The 14631-nt window shown below is 45.6% G+C and carries 12 protein-coding genes; 9 read left to right on the top strand and 3 right to left on the bottom strand.

What is annotated here, in order from left to right; all coding sequences use genetic code 11:
- Window positions 1-63: 63 nt before the first annotated feature.
- The 6 genes from RT034_RS06140 (at window position 64) to RT034_RS06115 (ending at window position 5332) form a co-directional block, all read left to right on the top strand.
- Window positions 64-1137, top strand: coding sequence for a DUF475 domain-containing protein (locus RT034_RS06140; RefSeq protein ID WP_313015033.1), 1074 nt, complete (start codon window positions 64-66; stop codon window positions 1135-1137).
- A 355-nt stretch (window positions 1138-1492) separates the two neighbouring features.
- A complete protein-coding gene (locus tag RT034_RS06135) occupies window positions 1493-2068 on the top strand; it encodes a TerD family protein (RefSeq protein ID WP_313015031.1) in 576 nt (191 codons plus the stop codon).
- Window positions 2069-2260: 192 nt separating this feature from the next.
- Complete coding sequence (locus RT034_RS06130) at window positions 2261-3013, top strand: TIGR00266 family protein (protein ID WP_159675841.1); 753 nt, start codon at window positions 2261-2263, stop codon at window positions 3011-3013.
- Between the two features lie 75 nt (window positions 3014-3088).
- Window positions 3089-3694: a TerD family protein gene (locus RT034_RS06125; protein ID WP_313015029.1), complete on the top strand. Its 606-nt coding sequence runs from the start codon at window positions 3089-3091 to the stop codon at window positions 3692-3694.
- Between the two features lie 277 nt (window positions 3695-3971).
- Entirely contained in the window at window positions 3972-5063 is a 1092-nt protein-coding gene (locus tag RT034_RS06120; RefSeq protein ID WP_313015026.1) for a hypothetical protein, read from the top strand.
- The gene (locus tag RT034_RS06115) at window positions 5060-5332 is read left to right on the top strand and encodes an RnfH family protein (protein WP_313015024.1); all 273 of its coding nucleotides are present in this window, start codon (window positions 5060-5062) and stop codon (window positions 5330-5332) included. The genes RT034_RS06120 and RT034_RS06115 overlap by 4 nt, the downstream gene beginning before the upstream one ends.
- Window positions 5333-5421: 89 nt before the next feature.
- Here the strand turns inward: RT034_RS06115 and RT034_RS06110 are convergent, their stop codons facing one another.
- A complete protein-coding gene (locus RT034_RS06110; RefSeq protein WP_309596628.1) occupies window positions 5422-5805 on the bottom strand; it encodes an outer membrane protein assembly factor BamE in 384 nt (127 codons plus the stop codon).
- 342 nt (window positions 5806-6147) lie between these two features.
- Between RT034_RS06110 and fur the strand changes: the two genes are divergently transcribed.
- On the top strand, window positions 6148-6585 hold the full coding sequence (gene fur / locus RT034_RS06105) for a ferric iron uptake transcriptional regulator (protein ID WP_007115777.1): 438 nt from the start codon (window positions 6148-6150) through the stop codon (window positions 6583-6585).
- Between the two features lie 145 nt (window positions 6586-6730).
- Here the strand turns inward: fur and murJ are convergent, their stop codons facing one another.
- Together murJ and ampD are read right to left on the bottom strand one after the other, a co-directional pair.
- On the bottom strand, window positions 6731-8317 hold the full coding sequence (murJ, locus tag RT034_RS06100; protein ID WP_313015020.1) for a murein biosynthesis integral membrane protein MurJ: 1587 nt from the start codon (window positions 8315-8317) through the stop codon (window positions 6731-6733).
- A 161-nt stretch (window positions 8318-8478) separates the two neighbouring features.
- Complete coding sequence (ampD, locus tag RT034_RS06095) at window positions 8479-9084, bottom strand: 1,6-anhydro-N-acetylmuramyl-L-alanine amidase AmpD (RefSeq protein ID WP_409566328.1); 606 nt, start codon at window positions 9082-9084, stop codon at window positions 8479-8481.
- A gap of 180 nt (window positions 9085-9264) precedes the next feature.
- On the opposite strand from ampD, the gene RT034_RS06090 reads away from it, so the two are divergent.
- Window positions 9265-12405, top strand: coding sequence for a DUF2339 domain-containing protein (locus tag RT034_RS06090; protein ID WP_313015017.1), 3141 nt, complete (start codon window positions 9265-9267; stop codon window positions 12403-12405).
- A 559-nt stretch (window positions 12406-12964) separates the two neighbouring features.
- Entirely contained in the window at window positions 12965-14629 is a 1665-nt protein-coding gene (locus RT034_RS06085) for a DUF3999 family protein (RefSeq protein ID WP_313015015.1), read from the top strand.
- Window positions 14630-14631: the final 2 nt, after the last annotated feature.

Here is a 14631-nt window from a genome sequence, read left to right as displayed (position 1 = left end):
CAATCATCTTATGTGTTAGATGACTCTATTAGCCGTTAATTTTTTTTAATTTGTAGGATTGTTATGAGACATTTTTATTTCGATATTGTCTTTACCACGATTGCATTGGCAATTGCAGCGTGGTGGGGTTTTTCGCATGGCGGTGTCAGTGCCATGCTCTCGGCGTTATTTATCACCTTGATTCTGGCAGTGATGGAAATCTCGCTGTCGTTTGATAATGCCGTGGTTAATGCCTCGGTACTCAAAACGTGGGATAAGTTTTGGAAAATGATTTTCTTGACTGTGGGTATACTCATCGCGGTATTTGGTATGCGTCTAGTATTCCCGATTGTCATCGTCGCACTGACTGCCGATATGGGCATGATGGATGTCATCAACATGGCGCTCAACAACCCGAAAGAATACTCGGCAAAGCTCATTGAGCACCATGCTGAGATTGCGGCGTTTGGTGGTATGTTTTTATTGCTCGTCTTTTTAAACTTCTTGTTTGATGAAAAAGAAGTCATGTGGTTTAAATGGCTTGAGCGTAAATTGGCAAGATTTGGCAAAGTCGATGCCATGAGCGTTTTTGTGGCATTGGCGTTATTGATGATGACGCTGTTTTGGGTTGATCCAGCGCGTAAAGCCGCTGTATTGACCGCAGGTGTGTTTGGCATTTTGATTTATCTAGCCACCAATGTTTTATCAAGCCTTTTAGAAGGGGCGGACGATGATGATGAATCAACCCCCGATGTGATTGAAGGCAAAGAAGTCGCTGGCGCGATTGCCAAAGGCGGTATTGCAGGCTTTTTATACCTTGAAGTACTTGATGCATCGTTTAGTTTTGATGGGGTGATTGGTGCGTTTGCCATTACCAATGACGTGATTATCATCATGCTCGGTTTGGCAATTGGTGCGATGTTTGTGCGATCCATGACCATTTTCTTGGTAGAAAAAGGCACGCTCGATGAGTTTGTGTATCTAGAACATGGCGCGCATTATGCGATTGGTGCGTTGGCGGTTATCATGCTATTGGCAACTGTGCATATCGAAGTGCCAGAAATCGTGACGGGTTTGATTGGTATTGCCTTTATCGTATGGGCAGTGATTAATTCTATCAGCTACCGTAAACGCGAAGAAGCCTTGGCGAAACACTAAAAAACGCTAAAAGACGCTAAACAGACTGAGGCTCATGCCTAACAGTAGCGGTATTTTGTATGCTGACTTGAGCTTAATATCCCTTAAGCTTTTGACACATAAATATAACAGCTTAATGTAGCCGAATGGTGGACAAATTATATCACCAAAGGTATAGTTAAAACGTGGGTTTCGGCTCACGTTTTGTTTTTTTAGGCGATTTTTTACGGTGTTTGGGTCTTTTATTCTGGGCGTTTTTAGTCTGGGCGCGCTTTTGGTCTAGGCACTTGTAGTCTGAGCGTGAAAGGCACAGCGCATGACAACAGACATCGATTTTCTTACTTGATTTCAAAAATTTATTACAAAGGATAAAACAATGGCAATTAGCTTAACCAAAGGTGGTAATGTTAATTTATCAAAGGAAGCACCGAATTTAACCAACATGGCCGTTGGTCTTGGCTGGAACCCACGTGCCACTGACGGGCAAGCCTTTGACTTAGACGCGATCGCGTTTTTGGTCAATGAATCGGGTAAAGTACGGGCAGATGCAGATTTTATTTTCTTTAACAACCTAAAATCATCTGATGGCTCGGTAGAGCATACGGGTGATAACCGCACCGGTGAAGGGGATGGCGATGATGAAGTCATCAAAGTAGATTTGACTAAAGTCCCAGCCGATGTAAGCAAAGTGGTATTTTGTGCGGTGATTTATGAAGGTCAAGCGCGTAACCAAAATTTTGGTCAAGTAGCAAACGCTTATATTCGTATCGTCAATACCCAAGGCGGCGCTGAAGTGGCTCGTTATGATTTGTCAGAAGACAGCAGCACCGAGACAGCGATGATTTTTGGTGAGCTTTATAAGAATAATGGCGAGTGGAAATTCCGCGCGGTTGGACAAGGTTTTGCTGGCGGTTTAGGGCCATTGGCTGCGTCATATGGCGTTGCTGTTTAGTTTTTTGGCTAAAATCTTTTAACATTTTTTTAACAATGGGGTGGCATCGGCTTGCCCCTTTTTTTCAGCATAACTATTTTTTTAACCTGAGCGCTTTTTAAGCTTCAGCGCTTTTTTAAGCCAAGGGCTTTTTCAAACTTAGCTACTTTTATTATCATTTTTGCCACTTAGTCTATAAGGATACATTAACCTATGGCAGCGACGTTTAGTATGATTGGGACGATTGAGCCATTTTTGCATTGTAATCTCAAAAAAGGCGATTCGATTTATTGCGAATCCAACGCCATGGTCATGATGGAGTCAAATCTTGAGCTCAAAGGTCAGATGCGTGGCGGCATCATGCAAGCTTTGATGCGCCGATTTGCCAATGATGAGTCGATTTTTCAACAGCAAATTGAAGCGGTCAATGGTGAGGGTGACTGCTTACTGGCGCCCACGCTTGATGGCGATATGCAAATTTTGGACGTCGGCGCCAATCAGTATACGCTTAGTGACGGTGCCTTTGTGGCAGCGACTAATGGCGTTGATTTGCGTGCCAATATCCAGCGCAATTTAGGCGGCGCTGTATTTGGGGATACGGGTGGCTTTATGGTCATGCAAACGCAAGGTCAAGGTCAGCTCGTGGTATCGGGGTTTGGCTCTTTGTTTGAGATTGATGTCACGCCTGATAAAGATGTAATTATTGATAATGGTCACGTGGTATGCTGGGATAGCCGACTGCAATATAGCCTGTCAATGGCCACCAGCCAGAAAAAAGGCTTTTTGGGCAATATCATCAATTCAGTCACGAGCGGCGAAGGCATGGTACTAAAGTTCTCAGGTCAAGGCAAAGTAGTAATTTGCTCGCGTAACCGTGATACTTACCAAGGCTGGATTCAAAGTTTACTGGGGTCAAACTCAGGCGGACGCGGTGGCAATGAAGGTATTTTAGGCGGTTTTTTATAGTCATTTTGTGCCAAGCCTTTATGAACCGCTTAAAACATAGCTAGAATAGTAAAAAAATAAAATAAGGAAACCAACATGGCAGTGAATTTATCAAAAGGTCAAAAAATCTCGTTAGAAAAAGAAGCAGGTGGTGCACTTAACCAAATCAAAATGGGTCTGGGTTGGGATGTCGGTGCTGCGCCGCAAAAATCAGGTGGATTTTTGGGTGGCTTGTTTGGCGGTGGTGGCAGTGGCGGCAGCATTGACTTGGATGCGTCGTGTATCATGCTTGATGCCAACAAACAAATGGTGGATGCAATTTGGTTTGGACAATTGCAGTCAAAAGACAGTAGCATACAACACACAGGCGACAACCGCACGGGTGCTGGCGATGGTGATGACGAAGTGATTAATGTCAACTTATCTCGTATCCCTGACCATGTGCAAGCCTTGGTTTTTACTGTCAATAGCTTTACGGGTCAAACTTTTGCCACGGTCAATAATGCGTTTTGTCGTTTGGTGAATGCCAGCAATAACAGTGAAGTTGCCCGTTATGATTTGTCAGCCCAAGGCAGTCATACCGCGCTGATTTTGGCAAAAATTTATCGTCATAACGGTGAGTGGAAAATGCATGCCATTGGTGAAACCGCGTCAGGTCGTACCTTTCATGATTTGATGCCTGCGATTTTACCGCACGTGTAACCGCGCTTTTTGATGTGAAGCAATAATGTGCAGCCATAAAAAAAGCCCTGTGATACGCAGGGTTTTTTATTTTGACCACTATTTTTGACAAGTTTGTGTGGATTTTGCGTTGGTGGGTTTTGCATACGGTGTGGGTTTGCTAAAATAGCGGCGATTTAGTTTTGCACTGTTGAATTTTACAGTCATTTTTCTACAGTCAGTTTTTTAAAATCACTTTAGCGAATTGACTCAAATAATTTTATGACAACAACCCACCGCTACAAAGGAATCCAACACCATGCCATTTAATCGTTTACAGCCGATTTTGATAGCAAGTTTGCTGCCGCTGCTGGTTTTTACTTGGTTTAGCCGTGACTACATTGGGCAGATTGATTTTTGGCTGTTGTGGCTGGTGGCGATGACCTTGGTCGGGTTGCCATTGGTGTTTGCAGAGATTGGTTTGGCGCATCGTAGTGGTACGTCGCCGCTGGTCGGTCTGCCCATGCTGACCCGTGAAGCTGACGTGTCAACGGTTTGGCGAGGTTTTGGTTGGCTGACTATTGTGTTGTTGCTCGCGGTTGTGGGGCATTTACTGGCGAGTAGTGGCGAGATTATCCATCCGCTGGTGAGCAATATTGCTCTGCCTGCCTTGTTAGCTATCATGGTGCTGCTAATGATTGGTTTGAGTTTTATCAAGCATTTGGCAGGTTGGTTGGCGGTCGGTTTTGCCGTTGCGGCGTTGGTTGTCAATGTCATGCAGGGTGGGTTTGTGGCGTGGCAGATGACAGCGACGTCCTTGACGGAGTGGGCAGGTGCGGTAGTGTTGGCGCTGGTCTGTGTGGGCGCAGGTACAGGACTATACTGGCATGCGCGCACCCACCAAATGCTCACGATGAACACTACGGCGACAGATCAAGCACGCGAATCCGCGAGTCGGTATGTATTACCGGTGTGGAGTTTTCAGTTATTAGCGGGTGCGCTGATTGCCATGACTTTATCGCCAAACAGCTCGATGGCGGCAGTGCTGAATGCATTGGCGATGTTGGCAGGGGCGGCGTATTTACTGCATATTTTGACCCATCAAGTGTCATTACGTTGGCAGCAACAGCAATTTAATTTTTTGGCATTGGTGGTGTTGGCAGTGCTTAGTCTTGCGCTAGCCATGGTACCAACCGCTTGGCTCAATCAGCTAATTATCGTGATAAGTTTAGTCACGGCGGTATGGCTAGCCGTATTTGCAGGGTGGCAAATGAAAATCAGCCATTTGCGCAAATCATTGAATTTTAGCTCAGAAGGCTTATATAACCTTTGGCGCATTGCGGTGCGTATTATTGTGCCATTGGCGGTGGTTTTGGCGATGGTGGGGTGGGTGCTAGGATTGGCAAAATGATTACCGTAGATATAGCGTTTGCGCCCGATAGCCAAACACAGTTGCGGTTAACCCTGCAACTCGCCGATGATAGCCGGGTGATTGATGCAGTCAATGCCACAGGCTGGCAACAGCAGTATCCGCAGATTTTTAGCTATAGTGTCGGTGTGTTTTCCCATAAACTAGACTGGCAAAGTGCGATCAACACAGGCGATAGAATCGAAATCTATCGCCCTTTAACTATCGACCCGCAAAACAAACGCAAATTACTGTCCAAAAAATCCAAGTGATGAGGGCGTGACCCAGTATTATTGTGTATTGCATAAAAAAAGCCAATCACAGCATCACGGCAATGATTGGCTTTTTTAGTCAAAAAAACTTACTGAGTCACCGCTGGGCGCTCGATACGGGTGACAATACCATTTTGGTCAAAATAAATTTTGGCGTATTGTTGCGCGTTGTGAATCGCTGGCTTGTTGGCGCGTTTGGCGTTAGTACCTGGGGTAAAATCATACAGGTAATCCCAACGTACCGGATTTAGGGTGTCTCTAAAGGTTGGGCTACCTAGTATATACAGCACTTGATTGGCATTCATACCCACTTGCACTTGGCTTAATTTGTCTTCATGAATCGGCTTGCCTTGTGGGATATCGATTTTGTACACGCTAAACCATGAGCAACCTGGTAATACAGTGACGCTGCTAATTACGGCAACCAAAGGCAGGACTGCCAGTTTTTTTGATAGTGTTGTGATAGATGTCATTTGTCAAACCGCTTTGAGATGGTGAACGATAAAATTTACGACTTATCATACGTGATTTGGGTTTTTTTGCCTACCTATTGACCCCAAAATTTAAATTATTTTACATACAGTTAATGTTTGGGTGTAAAACACCGCGGTGTTTGGTGTTTGGTGTTTGGTGTTTGGTGTTTGGCGTTCTGGTGGTTGAAATACTTTGTGTATAGTCTGCCTTCGCCCGTCATCTGTTAACGGGCGCTTTTGCCAGTGATGTCACGTTTTTTTACTGTGGGATTTTATCGAATTTGTTATTATAGTGAGAATTTTCAGTTTATAAGCGACACCTGATAGGGTGTAAGGATTTATATGTCGTCTTTTACCAACCAAGATTTGCGTCGTGCCGGTTTGAAAGTCACGTTACCGCGTTTGAAAATTTTAGAATTGCTAGAAAAAGCCGAATCCCATCACATGAGCGCAGAAGATGTGTATAAAGCCTTGATGGAGCACGGTGAAGATGTGGGGCTTGCGACTGTTTACCGCGTGTTAACCCAGTTTGAACAAGCGGGGATTGTCGAGCGTCACAATTTTGAAAACAACTTGTCAGTGTTTGAAATCGCCAAAGATGAGCACCATGATCATTTGGTATGTGACCAATGCGGCAAAATCATTGAATTTCACAATGAAGAAATCGAAGCGCTGCAAGAAAAAGTCGCCAAAGACTTTGGCTTTACCCTATCAGGGCACTCGCTGGTACTGTATGGAATTTGTGACAACAAAGACTGCCAAAATTCAGTAAAACGCTAATGCCTTGGTGCCTTAATAGATGAATAGGTTAAAAAACTCACTTGCAAAAATCAGTCACAAAACTTAATTAAAAAAGCGGCTAGATAAATTTTATTTAGCCGCTTTTTTTTCTGTTGTCTGTTGTCCGTTGTTTATTGTCTATCATTTATTGAACACTATGATGCGGCTTTAGTTCTGATAATTTAAAGCCAGCGATTAATAGCGCTGCGCCGTACACCACAGCGCCCACCACACACAGCGCCAATAGCGCAACAATACGAATACCTTGATGCGCGGTAACGGGGAAAAAATGAATACCAGCGGCAAGTGCCAACCCCATTGCCCCATTTGCGATGGCAAAGATAACCGCTAATCGTCGCCAAGCCGCACCAAAGCGGTAAATACCTTGGGTATGTAAATAAAAATATAACAGCGCCGCATTGATAAAAGACGCCAGTGTATTGGCAAGCCCTAGCCCTGCATGGGGCGCGATTTGCCACTTTTTAAATAACCCAGCCAGTACGAGGCTTAGCACGACATTGGCAATCACGCTAATCACACCGACTTTGACAGGGGTGCGACTGTCATGACGGGCAAAAAAAGCCGGGGCAAATATTTTAATCAGCATAAATGCCAAAATCCCACCCGACAAGCACTGTAGCGCAAGCCCACTCATCATGGCATCTTGCCGCACAAATTCCCCATGTTCAAACAGGGATATCATAAGCACATTACTAATCATGCCAAGCGCGATGGATGCAGGTACCCCGACCAGCACCGTCAGCCGCGTCGCCCAATCTAGGGTGTGTCTAAATTGTTGATGGTCATCGCTTGCGATACTTTTGGATAGAATGGGCAAAATCACCGTGCCAATCGCCACCCCAATCAGCCCTAGCGGCAACTCACTCATCCGCTCTGCGGTATACAACCAAGAGACCGAGCCATCGACCATGGTTGAAGCCAGTACCGTGTTGACCAGCATATTGATTTGGGTGACTGATACCCCAAACAGCGCAGGCAGCATGAGTTTTAAAATCCGTCGCACGCCGGGATGACGAAAGCTGACCTTTGGCATCACGAGCAGCTGATGGCTGTGCAATTGCGGTAATTGAATCAATAGCTGCAGCAAACCTGCCACCGCAACGGCATAACCGACTGCCAAAATTGGCTTGGCAAGCAGCGGCGCTACCCAAATCGCGCCCACAATCATACACACATTTAAAATCACCGGTGCAAAGGCAGGCAAGGCAAACCGCCCCACGCTTTGCAAAATACTACTAGCAAACGCGGTCATGGCGATAAATAACAAATAAGGAAAAGTGATACGAAGTAGCTCAACGGCCGTGACAAATTTGCTAGGCTCATGCAGATAACCGACCGCAAACACAGCAATCACGGCGGGCGCGAAAATGACTATCACGGCGGTTAAGCCTGATAAAATCAACAATAACGTACCTGCCACCCGACTGATAAGAATTTGAATGCCGAGCAAGGCTTGTTTGCTATCGGTCATGTCGTTATTTTGGGCTTGGTGTTGATAATCGGATAGTACAGGGACAAAAGCTTGGGCAAAAGCGCCTTCAGCGAACAGCCGCCGCAAAAAATTGGGCAATTTGAAGGCTACCAAAAACGCATCCATCATGCCCCCCGTACCAAACACGCTCATCAATACCATGTCGCGAATCATGCCCAAGATACGTGAAAATAAGGTAAAGAAACTAACAATAGCGGTGGATTTGATAAGTTTTGACATGAAAGAATCGCTGCAAGTTTTGCCGAGAAGTGGGTGTTGTGATGGGATTTTGTAGTTTGATTTGGGCGCTGTTACTTTGGAAAATCGTTATTTTGCAAAATTGTCATCTTACAAAATCGTTATTTTGCAAAATTGCCATAGGATAAATGTTGGAAAATCATCTAATGGCTGATTTCACTTTTATTGACCATGTTTCTATTGACCATGCTTCTTAATTTCACCCAATCAAAATACAGACCAGGGTCGGACTTGCGGCCGCGTGCGATATCGCTGTGACCGGCTAGATGATTGATGGTTTTGGGATAAGCTTGATAAATCGCGGCAATCACGTCACTTAAAGCTTGGTATTGCCTGTCATCAAACTCGCTATAATCATCACCTTCTAGCTCAATCCCAATCGAATAGTCATTACAGTTTGGCACGCCCAAATAACTAGATTTGCCAGCATGCCAAGCACGCGCATCAAATCTCACAAACTGCGTGACCCTACCATCGCGCTCAATAAACAAATGCGCGGAGACCTGCTGCTGATAGATGGTAGCAAAATACGGATGCGCTTTGGGGTCTAACTGATTTTGAAAAAATGCACGAACAAAATGCTCGCCTTGGTCATTTTTTAGACCAAATTCACTGGGCGGCAAGCTAATGTTATGAATCACAATCAGGTGAATATCGTTAGGGTCGGGGCGCTCACCAAAATTGGGTGACGCCACAAACTCGCATGGGCTTAACAAACCCTGCTCAATGCTAAATCCCGACATAACCATACCCCGCCCAATCATCCAAATGGTGTTTAAAATAGTTGGTAAAACGCTACTCAATGCTGTGGCTAATTTAGCATAAAATGGGCTTATCATCACCTTAACTGAAAGACACAGTTAAAAAAAAGCAATTTTGCAAAAAAATGGTATGCTATCGCTAAGCTGATAAGAAGGGTAGGGCATCTGATGGATACGATTATAGCGGCGTTGATACTGGCAGTGGTGGGGGCGCTTTATAAAATTTTTGCCCAACAAAAAGCAATTACCCGGCTTGAATCCAAGCTCGACAACCTGCAAAAACAACTCGCTGACGTTATGGCAACCGTGTATATCTTAAGCAGCGAGTCCAAGCCATCATCTACCCAGCAATCGGCAAGCGATATCCGCCAAAATCAGCCTGTCACTGAACCTGTTACTGAAACTATTACTGACCCCATCACGCAGCCCATCGGTCAAACCTCTGTCTCAGCGCCCCTTCCAGTGCTCCTCCCAGCCTTAGACTCTTTGCCAATGGCGAACACGCTTGACGCTTCGGTTAGTTCAGCTCCGCCAACGGCAACGCAGCCGTCAGTGAATGACGCAGCCCCACCGTATCAACCTAGCGTATCACCTGCATCATCTCCTTCTTTAAAAGATGATGAAAGTGCTACCAATATTGTGACATCGCTTTGGGCAAGTGCCACCCAATGGTTCTTTGGGGAAAACTTGGTGGTGCGTGTCGGTGCACTGGTGTTGCTAGTGGGCGTGGTGCTATTACTCAAACTTGCCAGCCAATATATTGAGGTATCGATGCCTGTGCGCATGGCGTTGGTAGCGTTGGGTGGCTTGGTGATAACGGCAGTCGGCTATCGCACCACTGCCAAAAAACGCAGTTATGGGTTGACTTTGCAAGGTGTCGGCTTTGCGGTGATTTATTTGACGGTGTTTGCGAGTTTTAAATTGTATGGACTACTACCATCAACCTTAACCTTCGGCGTGCTTGCGTTACTGGCAGGGTTAACAGTGATGTTTTCGGTGTGGCAAAATGCGCTGCCGCTTGCGGTCTTGGCGTTCGGCGGGGCGTTTTTTGCGCCGATACTGGTCAGCCGACCTGACGGTAGTGTGGTGATGCTATTTAGTTATTATTTATTACTCAATATAGCGGTTGCGGTGATTGCCCATTATCGCACTTGGAAATTGCTCAATGCGCTAAGCCTAGCGGTGACTTTTGGGCTTGCGTATGTGTGGGGATTTCGTGCATTTAGTGGCAATAGTGAAGGTGCAGGCTGGCTGTCATTACGCTGGCAACTGCTCGGGTTATTGGTTGGGCACATGGCGCTGTATTTGTTTATTGCAGTTAGATACTCTCAGCAGGTCGTAAGTTATAACCAAACGCTGCTACAAATGAACACAGGGGTAGCCAAACGCCCGATTATATCGATAGATTCAGGATTGTTGTTTGGTACAGCGTTACTGGGGTTTGGGCTGATGGCAAGTTTGCTCAATGATTTGCCTTATCATCTGGCCTTTGCTAGCAGTGCGTTATCAGCTATTTATTTGAGTCTAGGATTGTGGCTGCTCAAACATCATCGCCGTGGCATCGCAGGTGACCCACAAGCCAACAACCACTTTGATAACAGCTTTGAGCTACTTATTGAAGCAAGCCTTGCGCTCGGCTGTGGGTTTTTGGCTTTGGTGATACCACTGGCGCTATCAGCCAAATGGATTAGTATCGGTTGGGCAGTGCAGGGTGCTGCATTGGTGTGGCTCGGTGCGCGTACCCAAAGACGCTGGACGGTATATTTTGGGTTGGCATTGCAAGCCTTTAGTATCCTGTTATGGGTGGGCTTTGATACCCTAATGCGGCATTGGTATGGGTTACTTGATCAATTATCTATTCCGCACCAAATGTCTATAGTGGCGGCTTCATCCACCTTGCCACTGACCGTATTGACAGCGTGTGTGCTGCTGTCTGCTTTTATGTTGCGTCAGCACAGGGGCAATATTGCGGCAGCTACACCCCAAACGGCAGCCACACCCCAAGCTAAAGCCCAACCTCAGCCTCAAACGCAACCTGCGGCAGTCAAAACGACGCATAAAAGGGTTCAACAAATCGCTGATAATGCCAGTCACAGCTTTGTTGCGACCGCGCTTGTGGTTGTTGGGTTTGTGCTGTATCTGTCGGCGATTTTATCTGCAGACCCCTTTTGGAACAACGGTGGCAAAACCACCACTATCAAAATTGCCGTGGGTATAGCGGTATTTTTAATTGTGGGACAGCTGATTCATCAGCGTTTTGTTTGGCGCAGTATGCGTAAGGTGAGCCGCTTGATTTTACCGTTTGCGATGATGAGCTGGGTGCTAGTCTGTCTCACCCATGTTAAGGTCGAGACGGTTGTAGACCTAAACGATTATCACATCAAAGCATTTAGCGGGTTGGGGCGTTATTTGCTCGCCATGCTCGGCTGTTTAGCCATCGCAAAATTGCTAGGGGGGTGGCTGCTTAGTCGCTGGTACCGCGACCGACTCGATACAAGCGTTGACGCGCTCGTTTGGTTTTTGGTACTGATTGCCATGCTAACTTGGATGCTGCAACAAGTGCCATTTAACTATTGGCAACATGCCCAAGAGCTTCGAGCCATTATCACTATTTTACCGACCGTGCTGGCTGTGCTTGGGTTGATGAGTTTGTTGTTGCTGCCAAAACTTCAGGCGTTTGCTGATCGTTTGCTGGGTTGGTTAGAGGTTGATACGTTGCTCAAGCACAGTGCTTATATTTTGGTACCGATGACCTTTATTTGGAGTTTATCTGCCAATTTCTCGTTAGATGGTCAGCTGTTGGGCGTTTATCTGCCGCTGCTCAATCCGCTGGATTTGACTTTAATCAGCATTTTACTGTACCAATCTTATGTGGCACTCAAAGTTGATAGCAACTATCGTACTATCGTTTTGGTGGCTTGCGGTCTAGGGGTATTTGTGACGGTCAGTAGTATGTTGGTACGTGGGTTTGCCAGCGGTTGGGGGACACCGACTTGGGAACATGGTGCTTGGTCAGTCAGTATGGTACAGACGGGGCTGACTATCTTATGGACCGTCATAGCAATGGTATTGATGTTCTTGGCAAATAAAAAAGCCATTCGCTTGGTATGGTTTGCCGGTATCGCATTATTGACCATGGTGGTTGCCAAGTTGGTATTGATTGATATGTCGAATACCAGTGCGGTACTGCGTGTGGTGTCTTTTATTGGGGCAGGCTTGTTGATGCTAGTCATTGGTTATCTTGCACCCTTACCGCCTAAGTCAAGTAAACCTAAGGCAGGTAAACTCAAGCCAAATAAACTTAAGTAAGACAAACCCAATGCAGCCAAAAAAAGCTAGGTAAACCCCTGCTAAAAATCGTGGATAACGTGGGTTATTTTTCGTATTTACGGCAGGCGGGCTTAGCTAAATACACAAGGACTTGCTGCCTAATTGTCTTCAAATTGTAACATCTGGCTAGAATTTATCCAAAATATCAGTTCTCTTGTTAGTGGTTTGTAGCACGGTATAGAAGTTTTGAGTGGGTATTGTTAATATCCTTATAGGGTAAAGCTTTGTATCAACCAAATTATAAATCTAATTACTATCAATGAGTTAGAATGCTATTGATCATTTTTCTAATATGACAAATTAAGGTTGATACTGCCTGCTGATGCTAACCATGCGATGCTAGGCTTTTCAAATTTTTTAGATTAGTTATAACTGACGGCTTTATGTCGATAACCCAAACATACGCTACGCTGCTTCTTGGGATGATTAATCTGGTAGGTCGGGGTTTTGTCAATGTGCTTCGCAATTTGCTAAGTTATAAAGCAACATAAATTATTAAGTAGCTATGCAGCTAAAATGAAGTAACAATGAAGCTAAAATGAAAAACAATAAGCACTGTCACGTGAGATTAGCCAAACACCGCGCCTGTATTTTATCGGCAACTTTAGTTTCGCCGCTATTGTTAGTAGCTATCATTTACACGCAGGCAGATGCCCAAAACCCCACGCAAACGGCATCCGTCACTGTTGCCTCGCAAAAAACCACCACGACCACGGTAGCGCCTGCCATCGTTGACAATTCAGAGCATGACACTGACAGTATCAGCTATGGCTTTGAGGCATTGCAAAATAGCTTTGCAATCGACATTGATTTACCGGGAGAAAATCAAGAGGACAATCCCAACAGCGCCCAACTGGTAAAATTTTCGTCGTTAACGCCCAGTTTGTTAGCTTTAATCATGCAGCAAAATGGCGTAAGTATTAGCGATAAACAAAATTACCGCTTGGTTGATGCCAAAGGCCATATTATGCCGATGGCGATTCGTCCTGTCAGTAAACAATCATCCGTCAATCAAGTATTGCAAGTAGTGAGCGTGGAGACGGATAACCCCAATGCGGTGGAAAAATTACGCCATGCGTTGACTGTACAGCTTGATAACCCAGACAATCAACAATCGATTAACATTGACCTTAGCAATTTACCTTCAAACCCAGTCGCTGCTGTTACTAATAGCCCGGTCAGAACTTGGTGGTTAACCAATCCCAACTTTGCCAAAACCCAACCTGCTTTATCAACCGCGCAAGCAGTCAATCTTTGGCTAAAATTTTTACCCGTGAATTCAGCCCAGCCCAGCAAGCGCCCACTGCAACTGCAAATTTATGGCAGTGATGACTTGCAAAGCTGGCAGATGGTCAGCCAAACCGTGGTCAGTCCCTTTAGCCCTAGCCAACGTGGTCAACCTAGCCAACCTAGTCAAATGGTAGCGCCGCAAGCTGACGGCAGCAATCAGCCAATAGCGACAGGCAATGCTATTGCCATCGAGCCGCAGCAAGCCAATTATCGGTATTGGCAAGTGGTGGCAAATCAGCCTATCAATCTTGAGGCAGCCAGCTTAAATCGCATGGTGAGTGAGGCAAGTTTCTTCTTGACTCGCGCCAGTTTTTCAAAAACTAAAGATGACGCGAACCAATGGCGGCTTAGCCTTGCTCAGCCCATGTTGACCACAGGGGTGAGTTTTTTTGTCCCCGAAAATCAGCTGTGGCAAGTGAGCATCAACGTGCCCGAGCAAGAAGCCAATCAATTGGCTAAAATCAACAAAACCGCCAATGTAAGTAATGATAAAACTTTAGCCAATTCACAAATTGATAAAAACCATACTACGGTCAGTTGGCAACCCACATTGACCAAGTCGCTGCAATTGGGCGGTCAAATGCAGCAAGATGATTTACCAGTTGATCTGTTAACGCCCATGTATGAGATGTACTTTTTAGCACAAGGCACAGCGCCTTATCGACTGGTGATTAACGAGCCACCCGTATTACAACAACCCAATATCACGCTATCCAACCAACAACTCACCAGCCTCGGCAATACCGTTGAAGGACAAATGCAAAATATCGAGGCATTGAACAATCCCAACGCGTCATTTGAACGCTATAAAACATGGGCGCTATGGGGTGTGCTCGCCGCGATTGTAGCCGCTTTGGCGTTGATTGCCCTGCGTTTATATCAACAAACTACTACCCAAGCCCCCAAAGAATAGGC

Source organism: Moraxella sp. CTOTU48841 (genome assembly GCF_032061225.1).
Taxonomy (GTDB): domain Bacteria; phylum Pseudomonadota; class Gammaproteobacteria; order Pseudomonadales; family Moraxellaceae; genus Faucicola; species Faucicola cinerea.
Note: the sequence above shows the minus strand (reverse complement) of the source record. Positions and strands in the feature narration are given on the sequence as shown.